The organism is Hymenobacter sp., assembly GCF_036387835.1.
Taxonomy (GTDB): domain Bacteria; phylum Bacteroidota; class Bacteroidia; order Cytophagales; family Hymenobacteraceae; genus Hymenobacter.
In genome coordinates this window covers 1-16065 of the sequence record NZ_DASVSY010000035.1, presented here as the reverse complement: position 1 = coordinate 16065, position 16065 = coordinate 1, and the positions used below count along the sequence as shown (strand labels likewise).

17 protein-coding genes are annotated in these 16065 nt (G+C 55.9%); 9 read left to right on the top strand and 8 right to left on the bottom strand.

The window, feature by feature from the left end:
- Positions 1-55 precede the first annotated feature (55 nt).
- Positions 56-1957, bottom strand: a complete 1902-nt coding sequence (locus tag VF639_RS06720; RefSeq protein ID WP_414654674.1) for a CocE/NonD family hydrolase — start codon at positions 1955-1957, stop codon at positions 56-58.
- 214 nt (positions 1958-2171) lie between these two features.
- On the opposite strand from VF639_RS06720, the gene VF639_RS06715 reads away from it, so the two are divergent.
- The 3 genes from VF639_RS06715 to VF639_RS06705 all read left to right on the top strand — a co-directional run bounded on the left by VF639_RS06715 (position 2172) and on the right by VF639_RS06705 (position 4022).
- Positions 2172-2744, top strand: a complete 573-nt coding sequence (locus tag VF639_RS06715) for a 50S ribosomal protein L25/general stress protein Ctc (protein ID WP_331145122.1) — start codon at positions 2172-2174, stop codon at positions 2742-2744.
- Between the two features lie 235 nt (positions 2745-2979).
- On the top strand, positions 2980-3543 hold the full coding sequence (gene pth, locus VF639_RS06710) for an aminoacyl-tRNA hydrolase (RefSeq protein ID WP_331145121.1): 564 nt from the start codon (positions 2980-2982) through the stop codon (positions 3541-3543).
- A 44-nt stretch (positions 3544-3587) separates the two neighbouring features.
- Complete coding sequence (locus tag VF639_RS06705) at positions 3588-4022, top strand: hypothetical protein (RefSeq protein WP_331145120.1); 435 nt, start codon at positions 3588-3590, stop codon at positions 4020-4022.
- Positions 4023-4144: 122 nt separating this feature from the next.
- Here VF639_RS06705 and metG read toward each other — a convergent pair whose 3' ends face one another.
- A complete protein-coding gene (gene metG / locus VF639_RS06700) occupies positions 4145-6190 on the bottom strand; it encodes a methionine--tRNA ligase (protein ID WP_331145119.1) in 2046 nt (681 codons plus the stop codon).
- Positions 6191-6403: 213 nt separating this feature from the next.
- Here metG and VF639_RS06695 point away from each other — a divergent pair, with 213 nt between their 5' ends.
- Positions 6404-7060: a hypothetical protein gene (locus VF639_RS06695; protein WP_331145118.1), complete on the top strand. Its 657-nt coding sequence runs from the start codon at positions 6404-6406 to the stop codon at positions 7058-7060.
- A 99-nt stretch (positions 7061-7159) separates the two neighbouring features.
- Here the strand turns inward: VF639_RS06695 and VF639_RS06690 are convergent, their stop codons facing one another.
- From VF639_RS06690 to msrB, 3 genes are all read right to left on the bottom strand, one after another.
- Positions 7160-7510 (bottom strand): hypothetical protein, encoded by a 351-nt coding sequence (locus VF639_RS06690; protein WP_331145117.1) that lies wholly within the window; start codon positions 7508-7510, stop codon positions 7160-7162.
- Between the two features lie 159 nt (positions 7511-7669).
- Positions 7670-8467, bottom strand: coding sequence for a DUF3050 domain-containing protein (locus tag VF639_RS06685; RefSeq protein ID WP_331145116.1), 798 nt, complete (start codon positions 8465-8467; stop codon positions 7670-7672).
- A gap of 136 nt (positions 8468-8603) precedes the next feature.
- Entirely contained in the window at positions 8604-9173 is a 570-nt protein-coding gene (gene msrB, locus VF639_RS06680) for a peptide-methionine (R)-S-oxide reductase MsrB (protein WP_331145115.1), read from the bottom strand.
- A 189-nt stretch (positions 9174-9362) separates the two neighbouring features.
- Here msrB and typA point away from each other — a divergent pair, with 189 nt between their 5' ends.
- The 3 genes from typA (at position 9363) to VF639_RS06665 (ending at position 12539) form a co-directional block, all read left to right on the top strand.
- Complete coding sequence (gene typA / locus VF639_RS06675; RefSeq protein ID WP_331145114.1) at positions 9363-11171, top strand: translational GTPase TypA; 1809 nt, start codon at positions 9363-9365, stop codon at positions 11169-11171.
- A gap of 124 nt (positions 11172-11295) precedes the next feature.
- A complete protein-coding gene (locus tag VF639_RS06670) occupies positions 11296-11655 on the top strand; it encodes a hypothetical protein (RefSeq protein WP_331145113.1) in 360 nt (119 codons plus the stop codon).
- Between the two features lie 128 nt (positions 11656-11783).
- The gene (locus VF639_RS06665; protein WP_331145112.1) at positions 11784-12539 is read left to right on the top strand and encodes a YqjF family protein; all 756 of its coding nucleotides are present in this window, start codon (positions 11784-11786) and stop codon (positions 12537-12539) included.
- Between the two features lie 3 nt (positions 12540-12542).
- Here the strand turns inward: VF639_RS06665 and VF639_RS06660 are convergent, their stop codons facing one another.
- Positions 12543-13529, bottom strand: a complete 987-nt coding sequence (locus tag VF639_RS06660; protein WP_331145111.1) for a hypothetical protein — start codon at positions 13527-13529, stop codon at positions 12543-12545.
- 80 nt (positions 13530-13609) lie between these two features.
- The gene (locus tag VF639_RS06655; protein WP_331145110.1) at positions 13610-13891 is read right to left on the bottom strand and encodes an acylphosphatase; all 282 of its coding nucleotides are present in this window, start codon (positions 13889-13891) and stop codon (positions 13610-13612) included.
- A gap of 184 nt (positions 13892-14075) precedes the next feature.
- Between VF639_RS06655 and VF639_RS06650 the strand changes: the two genes are divergently transcribed.
- Positions 14076-14294, top strand: coding sequence for a peptidase associated/transthyretin-like domain-containing protein (locus tag VF639_RS06650; protein WP_331145109.1), 219 nt, complete (start codon positions 14076-14078; stop codon positions 14292-14294).
- Positions 14266-15045 carry a TonB-dependent receptor gene (locus tag VF639_RS06645; protein ID WP_331145108.1) on the top strand — a complete coding sequence of 260 codons (780 nt, stop codon included), beginning with the start codon at positions 14266-14268 and terminating at the stop codon, positions 15043-15045. Before VF639_RS06650 ends, VF639_RS06645 begins: the two co-directional genes overlap by 29 nt.
- A 10-nt stretch (positions 15046-15055) precedes the next feature.
- Here the strand turns inward: VF639_RS06645 and VF639_RS06640 are convergent, their stop codons facing one another.
- Positions 15056-15865: a TrmH family RNA methyltransferase gene (locus VF639_RS06640; RefSeq protein ID WP_331145107.1), complete on the bottom strand. Its 810-nt coding sequence runs from the start codon at positions 15863-15865 to the stop codon at positions 15056-15058.
- Positions 15866-16065: the final 200 nt, after the last annotated feature.

The following is a 16065-nucleotide window of genomic DNA, read 5'->3' as shown; positions in this document are numbered from 1 at the left end:
AAGAGCCGCCCAACACCAGTTGGGCGGCTCTTTTTGCTTGTTGCGCTACTGTGCGCTACGGCACTGGCGGTTTGGTGGTAGGCAGTACCTCCACATCAATGAAACTGTCGCCATGCACGGTGTGGGTTGCTTGTATATAGTCGCTCTCGTTGGCCTTATACGGATTGGCGACGAAAGTTTGCGGGTTGCGGGCAATGAAGGGAAACCACGTGCTCTGCACCTGCACCATGATGCGGTGGCCTTTTTTGAAGGTATGCAACACGTCCTGCAGGCGGAAATTCACGTCGGTTTTCTGGTTGGCCACCATGGGCTCAGGCTTCTCGAAGCTGTTGCGGAAACGAGCGGGCATCACTTCGGAGCGCACCATCTGCCAGTAGTTGCTGAGGGTGATGTTCTTGTTGGGCATGTACTCGTTGTTGGGCTCATCGGGCGGGTACACGTCGATGAGCTTTACCACCCAATCGGCGTCGGTGCCGGAGGTGGCTACTTTGAGGTTGGCCATGATTTCACCGCCGAGGGTCACATCGTCGGTCAGCACATCGGATTGGTACACCAGCACATCGGGGCGGCGGCCAGCGAAGCGCTGGTCTTCGCTCATGTAGTTGAAGGGCGTGAAGCCCATGGTAGTCGTTAGGTCTTCGGTGTAAGGCACCGGCTTCAGCGGGTCGCTGACGAAGCTTTTGGTGCCGGGCGTGCCGGCGGGCTGCTTGTCCAGCTTGCCGTCGGCGCTTAGGTACAGCTTGAGGTGGGTAGCTTCTGTGGCGGGCCACTTCGGGAAGGTTTCCCACTGCTTTTTACCGGTGTCAAACATGTAAGCCTCGGGCAGGCCCGAGTTCTTGTCGCCGTTGCCTTTCAGGAAGTGCTCGAAGAACTTCGCCTCGATATTGCGCTGATAAAAAGTAGCGATACTGTCGCCGAAGTACACGTTGCTGTGCATGGTGTGGCCCGTTTCCCGCGACCAACGCCCATGGCCAAACGGCCCCATCACCAACGTATTGTAGGTGTTTGGGCTCTTCTTCTCGATGGTCTTGTAGATGGCCAACGGGCCGCGCAGGTCTTCAGCATCAAACCAGCCGCCGACGGTCATGACGGCGGGCTTTATGCCGGAGGTATAGTGCTCGGGCAGGGCGCGTTTCTTCCAGAAGTCGTCGTAGTTGGGGTGGTTGACGGTTTCCTGCCAGAAGAAGTTGTTGGCATAGTACTTATCGGCATTCTTGAGCGGTCCTAGGTCCAGCAGGAACTGGTAGCCGTCCTTGGTATTGGCCTTGATGTTTTGCGCGCTGTACCACGCCTTGCTAGTGGTGTCTTGCTTCTGCACCCCAAACACTGGATACGTGAAGATGTACGACTCCAGGAAGGCCCCATTGTGGTGGAAATCGTCGAAAAAGAAGTCGGACACTGGCGCCTGCGGGGAAGAAGCTTTCAGGGCCGGATGCTCGGAAAGAAGACCCGCCGCCGTGTAGAAACCCGGATAAGAAATGCCCCACTGCCCCACCCGACCGTTGTTGTTGGCCGCCTTCTTAACGAGCCAATCAATGGTATCGAAAGTATCGGAACCTTCGTCTACGTCTTTCTTGCCTTTCTTTTTGTCGATAACGGGCGTCATGTTGGTCCAGGTACCCTGGCTTTTCCAACGGCCACGCACATCTTGGTACACGAAAATGTAGCCTTGCTTCATCATGGTTTCGGAGGGGCCGAGGCGCGCCGGAAACTTATCGGGGCCGTAGGGGGCCACGCTGTAGCAGGTGCGCTGCATCATGATGGGGTACTTCTTGCCGGCGGCAGCATCCTTGGGCGTGTAGACAGCCGTGAACAGCTTTACCCCGTCGCGCATGGTCACGTACACCTCCTTTTTGGTGTAGTGCTCCTGCGCATAGTTGGGTTTGTCGGGGGTTTGAGCAAACAAGGGCGCGCAACAAAGCATCAGCAGCCAAGACAGCAAAGCAGTTGTTTTCATATAGTAGTGGTTAAGAAATGAGGATGCAGATTGAAGCGTTTTGAGAGGCGATGTTAGCCAAAGAACGCGCTTCCCCGGACAATTTTCTAGTAGTGCAGGGCTAGACGGATACATTAATGATGGAGTTGAGATAGTAACTATACTATTGATTGCCTATCTTTGCGGCCCGTTTGCCACTTGGGCAGGTGGTTATTTTCTTCAAAAACACATCTTTATGAAAAGCCTCGAGATTGTAGGGTTTAAAAGAGCGAATCTCGGTAAGAAGGATTCCAAGGCAGTTCGCCTTGAGTCGTACGTGCCGTGCGTATTGTACGGTGGCACTGAGCAGGTCCATTTCACGGCCCCCGCTATCCTCTTCCGCGAATTGCTGTACACCCCCGAAGTTCACATCGTGGACCTCAATGTGGAGGGTACGCACTACCGCGCCATTGTGCAGGATGCGCAGTTCCACCCCGTAAATGAAATGCTGCTGCACGTTGACTTCCTGGAGTTGGCCGACGGCAAAGAAGTGAAAATGGATGTTCCGGTGAAGTACGTAGGCGTTTCGCCGGGCGTACTGGCTGGTGGCAAACTGGTAAGCAAGCTGCGTAAGCTGAAAGTAAAAGCTACCCCCGAAAATTTGCCCGACTTCGTAGAAGTTGACATCTCTGACCTCGCCCTCGGCAAGTCGATTAAAGTGAGCAAGGTAGAAGCCAAAGGCTACACCATCCTCACCAGTACTCAGGCTCCTATTGCTACCGTAGCCATCCCACGTGCCCTGAAAGGCACGATGCAAGGCGAGAAGTAGAATCACGGATTTTTCGGATTAGACGAATTTCACGGATTTTGCGGACGAGTCAATCCACTCAATCTGATAACGCAAAAAAGCCGTCCTGTTGGCAGGACGGCTTTTTATTTGACTGCTTTCCTGTTCTTGCCGAAAATTCTTGGCTTATACCCCCAATTTTATAGCGGATTTATAATGGAGTTGATTCGTCCACTAAATCCGTGAAATTCTTCTAATCCGAAAAAATCGTGATTCTATGAAGTATTTGGTTCTTGCCCTCGGCAACATTGGGCCGGAATATGCCAACACCCGTCACAACATCGGGTTTATGGTGGCTGATTACCTGGCAGCCAAGCACGAGGCCCGGTTCGAGCTCGGTCGCCACGCCTTCACGACGGAAATCAAGTTCAAGGGCAAAACGTTTGTGTTGGTGAAGCCAACCACCTACATGAACCTGAGTGGCAAAGCGGCCGCACACTACCTCACCAGCCTCAAGCTAGAAAAGGAGAGTATGCTGGTGGTAACCGACGACCTGGCCCTCCCCTACGGCAAGCTGCGGCTGAAAGGCAAGGGCTCGGCGGGCGGGCACAACGGCTTGAAAAGCATCCAGGAAACCATAGCCAGCGACGAGTACGCCCGCCTGCGCTTCGGCGTAGACGCCAACTTCCCGAAAGGCCGCCAGGTCGATTACGTGCTCAACCCCTTCTCGGCAGACGAACAGATTGATTTGCCCACCCACATCGAAAAGGCTGCTGATGCCGTGCTGGCTTTCGGCACGCTTGGGCTAGACCGCGCCATGAACGTAGTGAATACGAAATAGTTAATTGCGTATATTAGTGGGAGCAATTCACTCGTTCCTCAGCTATGAAAACTAAGCTATTCTATTGCTTTGTGGTAGCATTGGGTATAGCGCTAACGACAGCGGCTTCAGCAGCAGCACAGTCGTCGGTGCCTACGGCTACGGTGGTCGTGTACCGGCCCAATAAGTTTCTTAGCTGGAATGTGAACTACGACTTTTTCAACGACACCCGGGAGTTGTGTCGGTTGGGCAAGGGACGCTACATGATAACGACCGTGCCTGCGGGCATCGTTACGCTTCGCTCCCATATCAGCGGCTTTTTTATGTGGCCTTTGAAAACGGATAGTATTCTGCGGTTTGCCGCTAAAGCAGGTGAAACCTATTTCGTACAGACAGATCTTTTAGGCTACAACATGGGTCTCGCCCCCGCAGATTACGCCAGAACCCGCCTGCAGCGCATTACCAAGTCCGACGACTGCGCGAACTGCAAGGGTATTTAAATCACATCCTGTTCCCGGGTTGGTTGTACAGACGCCATATTTCAACTTCATAAAAAGCGCCGCTCCTGTATCAGGAGCGGCGCTTTTTTATGAAGTTGATTTAATCCAGTGTAAGCTAAGGCTTATGCTACATTGGATCCGGGTACTACGGCGTGGCCGGGCTGCATCAGGGCTAGCGAACCGTCGGTGTTTTCGGCCATTAGCAGCATACCCTGGCTTTGGATGCCTTTAATTTCGCGCGGCGCCAGATTAAGCAGCACTTGTACTTGCTGGCCAATCAGCGCTTCGGGAATAAAGTGCTCGGCAATGCCGCTCACAATAGTGCGTGGCTCGGCCAGACCTACATCAACGCTGAGCTTGAGCAGCTTCTTGGTTTTAGCAACTTTCTCGGCGGCCACGATAGTGCCCACGCGCAAATCCATCCGCTGAAACTCTTCGAAGCTGATGTCTTCTTTGGCGGGCGCGGCTACAGCGTTGGCTAGTTCGTTGGCCTTTTTGGTGTCAAGCAGCTTTTGCACCTGCGCCTCCACCGTAGCATCCTCAATTTTGTCGAAAAGCAGGGCAGCTTCCTTGATTTGGTGGCCGGCAGCCAGCGTATCGGGGCGGCCGGCTTGCTGCCAGGTGCCTTTCTCTACATTCAGCATGTCGCCTAGCTTGGCGGCGGAAGTGGGCAGGAAGGGTTCGAGCAGCGTGACCAGGCTAGCCGCCAACTGCAAGGCAACGTGTAATATGGTGCCGGTGCGGGCTTCGTCGGTTTTAATGAGTTTCCATGGCTCGGTGTCGGCCAAATACTTGTTGCCAAGCCGGGTCAGGTTCATTAACTCGCTCAGCGCATCGCGGAAACGGTAGTTATCAATCAACTCGCCGATGCGGGCCGGAAACTCGGCAAGTTGCGCAAGTACCTCTTCGTCCTGCGCCGTGAGCGGGCCGCGGGTTGGCACCTGGCCCTGAAAAAATTTGTGGGTCAGCACTACGGCCCGGTTCACGAAGTTGCCAAGATTAGCCACCAGCTCGTTGTTGTTGCGGGCTTGGAAATCCTTCCAGGTGAAGTCGTTGTCTTTGGTTTCGGGGGCGTTGGCGCAGAGCACGTAGCGCAGCACGTCGGCTTTGCTGGGGAAGTCTTGTAAGTATTCGTGCAGCCACACGGCCCAGTTGCGGGAGGTGCTGATTTTGTCGCCTTCCAGGTTCAGGAACTCGTTGGCGGGCACGTTGTCGGGCAGGATATAGTCGCCGTGGGCCTTGAGCATCGTGGGGAAGATGATGCAGTGGAACACGATGTTGTCTTTGCCGATGAAGTGTACCAGCTTGGTGCCGGCGTCTTTCCAATAGGTTTCCCAGGTGTCGGGCAGCAGGTCTTTGGTGGCCGAGATGTAGCCGATGGGCGCGTCAAACCACACGTAGAGGACTTTGCCCTCGGCGCCGGCTACGGGCACGGGCACGCCCCAGTCCAGGTCGCGGGTGACGGCGCGGGGATGCAGGCCCTGGTCGATCCAGGATTTGCACTGGCCGTACACGTTGGTTTTCCAGTCTTGCTTATGGCCCTCCACTATCCACTCGCGCAGCCAGGGCTCGTACTGGTCGAGGGGCAGATACCAATGCTTGGTTTCGCGCAATACGGGCTGGTTGCCGCTGAGCATGGAGTGCGGATTGATTAGCTCGGTGGGGCTGAGCGAAGAGCCGCACCGTTCGCACTGGTCGCCGTAGGCGTTGTCGTTGCCGCAGTTCGGACAGGTGCCCACGATGTAGCGGTCGGCCAGGAATTGTTCGGCTTTTTCGTCGTAGTACTGCTGCGAAACCTGCTCGACGAATTTATTTTCCTCGTAGAGCTTCTTGAAAAAACCGCTGGCTACTTCGCTGTGCGTACCCGACGACGTGCGGGAATAGATGTCGAACGAAACGCCGAAATCCTGAAACGAGTCGCGGATGATAGCATGGTACTTGTCAACTACTTGCTGCGGCGTGACGCCTTCTTTTTGCGCGCGAATAGTAATGGGCACCCCATGCTCATCGGAGCCGCAAATAAACTTTACGTCGCGGCCGGCAGCCCGCAGGTAGCGCACATAAATATCGGCGGGTAAGTACACGCCCGCTAAGTGACCGATGTGCACGGGGCCGTTGGCATAAGGCAGCGCCGCCGTGACGGTATAGCGTTGAGGATCAGGTTGCATTAGAAAAAGAAAGTAATCTGAGGGAGAATCGAAGAGGCGAACTGTAAAACGCTAAGCGCAGGCATCCGGCTACGGTTGCTGGCTTGCTTAGCAATGGGCGAAGTAAGGTAGCAACAACAAAAGCCGTACGTAATTTCTTCTATATTTGAGTAGCTCAACTGTTAGTTGCTGGTGTGCTTTCCGCCGAAAATTCCTTTCCACACTTTCCTACCGATGAAAAAGTCTGAACAAGAACAGCCTGAGAAAAAGGCTAAAAAAGCTTCCGCCAAGAAAACTCCGGAAGAGAAAGTGCAACGCAAAGCTGCCAAAGCTGCCACCCGTGCCACTGATACTATCTCGGATTCCAGCCTCGACAAGAAGGCCAATCAGAAGAAAACGTTGAAGCTAGCCGCCAAGCAACTGCAAAAAGAGCTTGACCAGCGCATGAGCGAAGTAGTGAAGCGCATTCGCAAAGAAACAAAAGACAAATTGAAAGAGGTGGTAAAAGAGGCCACGCAGCGCCTCGACGTAGATACGACCCGCTTATTCGAACAGGCACTGCACAACATCGTTCGGCAGCACGACAACGGTACGTTCGCCGCTTCCGACAGCATTTCCACGGAACCAGCGCCGGCTATTGCCAAAACAAACTTGAGTTCCAAACAGAAAGCTGCGACGCCGGGCAGCAAAGCCAGCGCCCCGAAAGCCGGCGCAAGCACTAAAGCACAGCCCGCTGCCAACACGCCGAAAGCAGTTCCGGCCGCCAAAGCAGTTGCCAAGCCAGCAACTCCGGTGGCTCCTCGCCGCAGCCGCCCCGCGGCTCCTAAGCCTAAGTTAACCACTACGGCTGAAGTGGCCAGCACCAACCCCATAACTGTATACGGCCAGTAAACTTCCAGCAACCATTCAACAAACGGCCCGCTGCTCCTTTACAGGAAGCAGCGGGCCGTTTAGCTATGGAGGTGCGGCAGGTGTGAACCTTTACCGAACCTATGGACGCCGCATGGTGTCGATGATGCCTCCGTTGAGGCGGCGGAGGCGGGTTTCGTTGGGGGTGTTGTTAGGGTCGTTGGTATTGAGGGTTTCGGGGCGTTTGCGCGAGTTGATGCCACTAGCCTGCTCACCGGGCCGGACGCGGCCGGGCGTAGCGTCGGGCACCGAGCCCCCATAGCCAGCCCCACTGTTGTAGGCAGCCTGCCGCTCAGCGTCGGTTGTGATTTGGGTTGGCAGCACCGGGCGCTCCACTTCCGCGGCACTCTCCGACGTAAAGCAGGCCGTAGTCAAGCCGCTCGAACCGACCAGCAGCGCGGCTATAATAAAGCGCGTGTCAAGCTTTTTCATGAGACAAAAAATAAGGCCGCACCAGAAGCGGCGCGGCCTTGCTATCAACGCACTAAGTGGCCGCTTGGTTGAGGCGCTGAACAAGCTACAACTGACCACTTAGAAGCCCCGCAACTTAAGACTTGTCATTCCGACATTCCGCGCCTTGAAAACTAAATATTAGTGGGTTACCGGCTGCTGCGACAGTGCCCCCCGGATTCCGTCCCACAGTGCCACTCTGGCTTGCATGCAGTCGGCGGCTACTTCCTGGCATTCCTGCCACCGTTTGGCATTGGTACCGCATAGCTCGCGCACCATTTGCTGCGCCAAGGGCGTGTGCACTTCTTCATCGAGCTGAATGTGGCGGTCGAGGTAGTAGGTGAAGGTGTCGAGCTGGCTCGGGAACCGCTCGCGCAGGTCGTGCACGAGGTGGCGGAACATGTCGGGAATCACGTCTTCGCGGCCGAAGGTGAAGGCGGCGGCAATAGCATGAGTTTCGCCGGAGTTAATCGCCTCGAAAGTAGCCAGTACAAAGCGCCGCACCGACTCGGGCGCATCTGCTATTTCCAGCGCCTTTTCCATGGTTTCGCCAACGGCCAAGGCCCCCAACAGCCGGTGTATCGGCGCCGTATCGGCGCCACATTCTTCCATGGACCGCAAGTACATTTCGAAGTGACTGGTAGGCTGACCTAGCTGGTCGACGTCGGTTTCTTCTTCCAGTACGATTTCGTTGATGAGGCGGCGCGTGACGGGGTTGCCGCGCGGCACCCACGGCACAGTGGTGCACGTAAGGTCGCGCTGCAAGGCTTTCAGCAATGACATAAAATCCCACACGGCAAACACGTGGTACTGCATAAACACCCGCAAATCCTCCAACGAGTGCAATGCGTGGTATACATCGTGCGCCACCAATTGCGCCCGAACCGGCGCTAGCTGCTCCTGCAAATGAGAAATAGGGTCTTGAACTTGGCTTGGCATAAACAGACAAATGGAAACGGAGTCAGAATAACCTTCTATCCTCACAACAAACAAAACGGCCCAATGGCTAACATTGCCATTGAGCCGCTACCAAACTGTCTTGGTCAGGCATGCTCCACTTTTGGTGCTGCCGAAACTACTTGGCTTTCTCGAACAGCATACCGTCGGAATCCATGCAGTAGCGCTGGCCGGTGGGCTTGGGGCCGTCGTTGAAGACGTGGCCGAGGTGGCCGCCGCATTTGGCGCATAGCAGCTCGTCGCGGCTCATGCCGAAGCTGTTGTCGGCGGTTACTTTCAGGCTGTTGTCGGCGGCCGGGGCCCAAAAGCTCGGCCAACCCGTACCCGATTCAAACTTGGTTTCAGACGAAAACAGCAGGTTATGGTCGGCGGCGCAGTAATAATTGCCTTTCTCGTGATTGTCGGCGTATTTGTTGACGAAAGGCCGCTCGGTGCCTTGCTTGCGCAGAATGAAGTATTGCTCGGGAGTGAGCTGCTTTTTCCATTCCGCATCGGTTTTGCGCACCGGAAACTCGTCGGGCTTACCCGTTACCACTTTCGGACTTGGGTATTTGGAAGTAGTTGATTTCACGGCAACCGCCGGAGTGCGGTTGGCGGCGGCAACTTCGGAAGAGCTATTTTTTTTCTGTGAACAAGCCGAGTTCAACGTCAGGGCCGATACGAGCAGAAACAGAAGGGAAGAGCGCATGTGCTGAAGCAGATAAGAAGGTACGGGAAGCCGGGCGGTAGTGTCCGGCTTTTGAGGGAACATACGCGGGCGGCTATACGTTCGGTTCGTTGGCAACGGCTTAGTTTCTGTGTCAGGAAGTTAACTTTCTAAATCACACGGGTTTTTGCCGTCTAAATTGTTTACCTTTGCACCCGGAAAAACCATTGTATGCAGAACATCCGGAATATCGCAATCATTGCGCACGTTGACCACGGCAAGACCACGCTCGTGGACAAGATCATTCACGCCTCCAAGCTTTTCGACGACCATCAGCACTTCGACGATCTGATTTTGGACAACAACGACCTGGAGCGCGAGCGAGGTATCACCATCGTCTCGAAAAACGTTTCGGTGCGTTATAAAGACGTAAAAATCAACATCATCGACACTCCTGGTCACGCCGATTTTGGTGGTGAAGTGGAGCGCGTGCTGAAGATGGCCGACGGCGTGTTGCTACTCGTTGATGCCTTCGAAGGCGCCATGCCCCAAACGCGTTTCGTGTTGGGCAAGGCCATCGACCTGGGCTTGAAGCCCATTGTGGTGGTCAACAAAGTAGACAAAGAAAATTGCCGTCCCGACGAGGTACACGAGCAGGTATTCGACCTTATGTTCAACCTCGGGGCTTCCGAAGACCAGCTGGACTTCGTGACGCTTTACGGTTCGAGCAAGCAAGGCTGGATGAGCACCGACTGGAAAGCGAAGACCGACAACATCATCCCGCTGTTGGATGCGGTTGTTGCTTCTATTCCGGCCGCTCCTACCTTGGATGGCACCCCGCAGATGCAGGTTACCTCGCTCGACTACTCGTCGTTTGTGGGCCGTATCGCCATTGGCCGGGTACACCGCGGCACGCTGAAAGAAGGCGCCAACATGAGCCTAGTAAAGCGTGATGGCAGCATCAAGAAAGTTAAAATCAAAGAGCTGCAAGTATTCGAAGGCTTGGGTCGTACCAAGGTTTCGGAAGTTAGCTCCGGCGAAATTTGTGCCGTAACTGGTATCGAGGGCTTCGAAATCGGCGATACGCTGGCGGATCTTGAAAACCCCGAGGGCCTGACGACCATCAGCATCGACGAGCCGACGATGAACATGCTGTTCACCATCAACAACTCGCCCTTTTTCGGTAAGGAAGGCAAGTTTGTAACCTCGCGTCACCTGCGTGACCGTCTGTTCAAGGAAACCGAGAAAAACCTGGCCCTGCGCGTAAAGGAGACCGATAAGGAAGACACATTCTTGGTGTACGGCCGCGGGATTCTTCACTTGTCGGTACTGATTGAAACCATGCGCCGCGAAGGCTTCGAGTTGCAGGTTGGGCAGCCACAAGTACTCTTCAAAGAAGACGACAACGGCAACCGTTTGGAGCCAGTGGAGCACTTGGTGGTAGACGTACCCGAGGAAACCGCTGGTAAGGTTATCGAGTTGGTGACCATGCGCAAAGGCGAGCTGACCATCATGGAGCCGAAAGGCGACTTGCAGCACCTGGAGTTCAACATTCCGGCCCGCGGCCTGATTGGCTTGCGCAACAACGTGCTGACGGCTACCGCTGGCGAGGCCATCATGAACCACCGCTTCCAGAGCTACGAGCCCTATAAAGGCGTAATTCCTGGCCGTATCTCTGGTTCGCTGATTTCAATGGACACGGGTGCGGGCACGGCGTATACCATCGATAAGATGCAGGATCGGGGCGAGTTCTTCGTTGATCCGGGTGAGGAAGTATACGCCGGCCAGGTTATCGGTGAGCATACCCGCCCCAACGACTTGACCATCAATATTCAAAAAGGCAAGAAGCTCACTAACATGCGGGCTTCGGGCTCGGATGAAAACGCGAAGATTGTGCCCAAGCGCCAGTTCTCGCTGGAAGAAGCCATGGAATACATCCAGAAGGATGAGTACCTGGAAGTAACCCCAAAATCGGTGCGCATGCGCAAGATTCTGCTCGACGAGAACGAGCGGCTACGCTACGCCAAGAAAGTGGACTAAGGTTCGTTTGTTATTGTTTTTCATGAAAGAGGCGCGGCGCAAGTCGCGCCTCTTTTTTTGTAGTAGCTTGGTCGACCTTGGCTTTGTAACTTTCGTATCTTCCGCTATTCATTCCTTTTGCTCTATGGATTCCGAAAACCGCAACAAGCGCGACTTGCCCGAAGTAGTAGCTGAGATTCTTATTACGCTCGATAAAATAGTTGAGCGGCAGGACCGCATGGAGCAGACGCAGGAGCAGATGCTACAAACGCAGGAACAGATGCTACAAACGCAGGAACAGATGCGGGTGCAGATGAATGAAGGCTTTGACCGTCTGAGCAACTCCTTTGACAAAATGACCAACGCCGTGCTGGACGCCATGAACCGGCAGACGGAGCGCTACGACCGCACAGCTGATACGCAAGCTTCGCAGGAAACGGAAGTGCGAGAGCTGAAGCAACGCGTGGAGAATCTAGAGAAGACAGTCTACAACAAGGCTAGCTAGGTTTCTGGTAAACAATCATCGAAAGGGGACGCGGCTACTGGCTGCGGCTCCTTTTTGTTTTTCAAATAGGCAGTGAGTATTTGCCTGTTCGGTTGTTGTAGCAGCGTTATCCACTTTGCTTCTTCGTTTTGCTGGCTGCTACACTCGCTACTTCCACTCCTACTCGCCCCCGCCTGCCTCTGATGCGGCAAACATGGAGTGAGCTGCTATTTGCGCATTGGCCCATAGCACCCGAACTATTGCGGCCGTATCTGCCCGAGCGGCTGGAGTTGGACTTGTTTGAGGGGCAGGCATGGCTCGGTGTGGTACCCTTCACGATGAGTGGCATCAGGCCGCTCGGCTTGCCTGCCGTGCCGGGCCTAAACCACTTGCACGAGCTGAACGTGCGAACCTATGCCCGCCTAGATGGCGTGCCGGGGGTGTGGTTTCTTTCTCTTGATGCGACCAACCCACTCGGCGTATGGGCGGCACGGACGCTCTTTCACCTTCCCTATCTGCACGCTAACATCAGTCTGAGCAAAACCAACGGCAGCTTCCGAGCCGTGGCAAAACGCACCCACCGAGGCGCGGCGCCAGCCACGTTTGCTGCCACCTGGACGCCGGGCAAGTTGCTACTACGGGCGCAGCCGGGCAACTTGGCGCACTTTCTGACGGAGCGGTATTTCCTGTACACTGCCGGCCCCAATCTACTGCAGGATATCCAGGGTCCTGACCTATGGCGCGGCCAACTCTACCACGAGCCCTGGACATTGCGGGAAGCTACGTTGAGCGAGTGGGACTCGACGTTGGTGGAAGCGCACGGCCTACCGACGCCGGTGGGGCCACCGCTGTTACATGCGGCTGAGGCGTTGGACGTGTGGGTGAAGGAGCTGCGGCGAGTGTAAAACTTACCGTCCGAATCCGGTAGCACCCAACTGCTGGCGTAGTACCGTGTCGGCGCGGGTGTGGCGCTGCCAGTAGTCGGATTTGAGGGTGGTAGTGCGAATGGCGCGGGTGGTGAGGGGCTTGGCACTACCGTAGGTTTGGTTGCCGAAGCGCATCTGGCCATCGTAGGTATCTTCCCAACCGGCAATCAAATAAGGAAATACCTGCTCGAACACGATGGTGAGCGTCCGCTTGGTATCGGGGTAAGTAAGCGTATAGGCTTGCAGTGAGGCGCCGGCTTGGGCAGGCTTAAAGACAACTCCGCGGTAGGGTTTTAACTCGGCGCTGGCCGCTTCTACGCGCAGCGGCTGGTGGCGCAGGCGGGCTGCTACGGTGCCGGGAATAATGCGGAGCTTGCCCAAGGGCAAGTTTTTAGGATTGAGACGCAGGCGGGTCCAGAGTTCATCTTCCAGCTCCACCACCTCCAGAGAAGCAGTTTGGTCGGCTTCCTGCTGAAAGTAGGAGTGCGCTTCGAGTTGATATTTGTTGCCGCGCAGGTTGAGCTGCGTGTACGTCTGGCCGCACCAATCCTGCACGGAGGTAACTACTTTGAAGGTATGCGGAAACTGGTTGGCCGCCACGGGCGTGAACACTGAGGTGTTGATGGAATAGTCGTAGATGCCCGTGGTGAAGCGGCGAATCTGGTTCATTTTCAGAACGGAAGTAGGCGTTTCATCGGTTTCTCCGCCCTCTATTTTCACTTGCTTGGTGGGCAAAAAATCCTCGGTGACGAACACCAGCACCGCTTCGCCGGGGTGAATGTCATCGTAGCGGTTTTGCTGGAGCCGGTAGCGGCTTAGCTCGGCTTGGCCGGTATACCAATAGCGCGAAAATTCAGGCGATACCGCCGTGGCAGCTGGAGCCGTGGTTTCAACATTTTCTAAATTACCCGAACAAGCTGTTACCAGCAAGGAAATACCGAAGCCCGCCGCAATTCGACGCATAAGCATACACTGAAAGCCAAGTGAAACACAGCCAAGATAATGGCCTGGCTGTAAACCGGCTTTGCACAAGCAGCAGGCATCAACAACTAGTGTCGCACTTCAAACGTCGGGTACCCCTGCACCTGCCCTGCTTCCGCTTCCACCTTATCGACCCGGGCGGCAGCGGGGCCTTGGTGACACCAGGCTTCCAACTTGTCTAACGATTCGGCGGGCCCTTCGGCTTCGATGGTGACGGTGCCGTCGGGGTTGTTGCGGGCGTAGCCGGTGAGGCCAAGGCGCTGCGCTTCAGTGCGGGTGCTTTGGCGGTAGAAAACGCCTTGCACGCGGCCGTGCACTTGCAAGATGCGGTGTTCGGAAAGAGCAGGCATTCGCGCAATGGTTGAGGGATGAACCAGTAAATACGAGGCGAAGCATCGTGTGTTTGGGTACGCCAAAAGCAAAGACCTTACCACCCGAAGCTATTTTGCATAAGCTCGGTGCTGCCTCACTCGTTGTAGCTTACAGTTTCTTCAGACTTTCTTCAGAAAGCAGCCTATACTTAGCCAGTTACTTATGAGCGTAACACGGATTATCCTGCTTTTTCTGCTACTGACAACGGGGCCAACGGCTTGGGGCCAACACACTATCCGCGTGGTAATGCGCGATTCCACCACCCGCGAGGCTTTGTCCGGCGTGAGTGCAGCCGTACTTGGTACCACGGTAGGCGCTGCTACCGACAACAAGGGGCAACTAATACTCGAAAATGTGCCCGGCCGCCGACGTTGTTGTTAGTTTCCTTGGCTATCGGCCCAAGAACGTGCACGTCGCGTTGCCCCAAACAGGTGGGCCGCTACTCGTGCTTTTGGCCACCGCAGCCAACGCCCTCGATGAGGTAGTGGTAACGAGCACCCGCACCAACTCCCGCATCGAAAACCTGCCTACGCGGGTAGAAGTGCTAGGGGAGGAGGAATTACAGGAGGAAAACGCCATCAAGCCCGGTAACATCGCCTCGTTGCTCGGCGACATTGCGGGCACTCAGATTCAACCCACTCAACCCACCACCGGCAACGCCGACTTGCGTATTCAGGGTTTGCAGGGGCGCTACTCGCAAATTCTGCGCAACGGGCTGCCGCTGTTTGGGGGCTACGCGGGTTCATTTGGCATTTTGCAAGTGCCCCCTCTGGATTTGCGACAGATCGAGTTGATCAAGGGTTCGTCGAGCACTTTGTACGGCGGTGGGGCCATTGCCGGCTTGGTGAATCTGGTTTCCAAGCAGCCCAAGCTAGGCAGTCCGGAACGGAGCATCACCCTCAACCAAAGCACTCTGCGCGAGAGCAACCTCAATGGGTTTGCCTCGGGCCGCAACCAGAAAGTAGGCTACACGCTCTTTGTGGGCGGCACGCGGCAGCAGGGCCCGAACCAAGCAGTAGAGTGCTTCGACAAGCGGACGCCAGATAGAGCAGGACGTTCTGGGGTAATTTTCGGTTTACTCAAACCCCTTCTTATGCAAATTACCCGTCATACCCCAGGCACTAAGCACTAAGCACTAAAATCTACCCCCGCTGCCGCAGGGCCTCGAAGGTGAGGATGGCGGTGGCGGTGCTTACGTTCAGCGAGTCGATGGCGCCGCGCATGGGAATGATGATGGTTTGGTCGCAGGCCTGCATGAGTTCAGGCGTGAGGCCGTCGGCTTCGGTACCCATGACGAGGGCGGTGGGGCCGCGGAAGTCGCAGGTGGTGTAGGGCACGGCCTGCTCAGTGAGGGCCGCGGCGTAGGTGCGGATGCCGTGCTCCTGGCACCAGGCCAGCAACTCGGCGCGGGTGGTAGCCACGGTGGGCACCGTGAAGCTGCACCCGATACTGGCCCGGATGGCGTTGGGGTTGTAGAGGTCGGTGCGCGGGTCGCAGACGATAACGGCGGTGGCTTGCGCGGCATCGGCGGTGCGTAGAATGGCGCCGAGGTTGCCCGGCTTTTCCACCGACTCCAGCACCAGCAGCAATGGGACAGCGGGCAGCGGCAGGCTGGCCAGCGTGAGGCGCGGGGGCCGCACCAGGGCCAGCACGCCATCGGAACCTTCGCGGTAGGCTACTTTCTCGAACACTGCTTTCGATACCTCGAACCATTCCGTGGCGCCAGTTCCTAGCAACATCTGTAACTCTTGCATTCTGGTTTCACCGGCTAGCTCCCGACACACGAACAGGGCTGTAACGGCTACGCCCGCGCCGTGCGCAACGGTTAGCTCGCGGTGACCCTCCACAATGGTTAAGCCCTGCTCGCGCCGTTCCGACGACTTCTGCTGCAGCCGCAGCAAGTTCTTGATGCGCGGATTTTGGGGGCTGGTAATAAAGTCGGGAGCGGGCATGAAGGCAGCAAAAACGTGAGAAACACAGATGCGGCGAAGATACGAGAGGCAAGGGCAGCTGTGTTGCGGCGCAGTACTATGTTCAAAGTTTCGCAACGCTACCCTATTCTTAGAGGATGCTCGAGTTAAGCGTTGGCAATCACCGAACGGTGTAGAGACGCCTCTTTGCGTCTCGTCGTTGAACAAAATCGGCGGGTTGG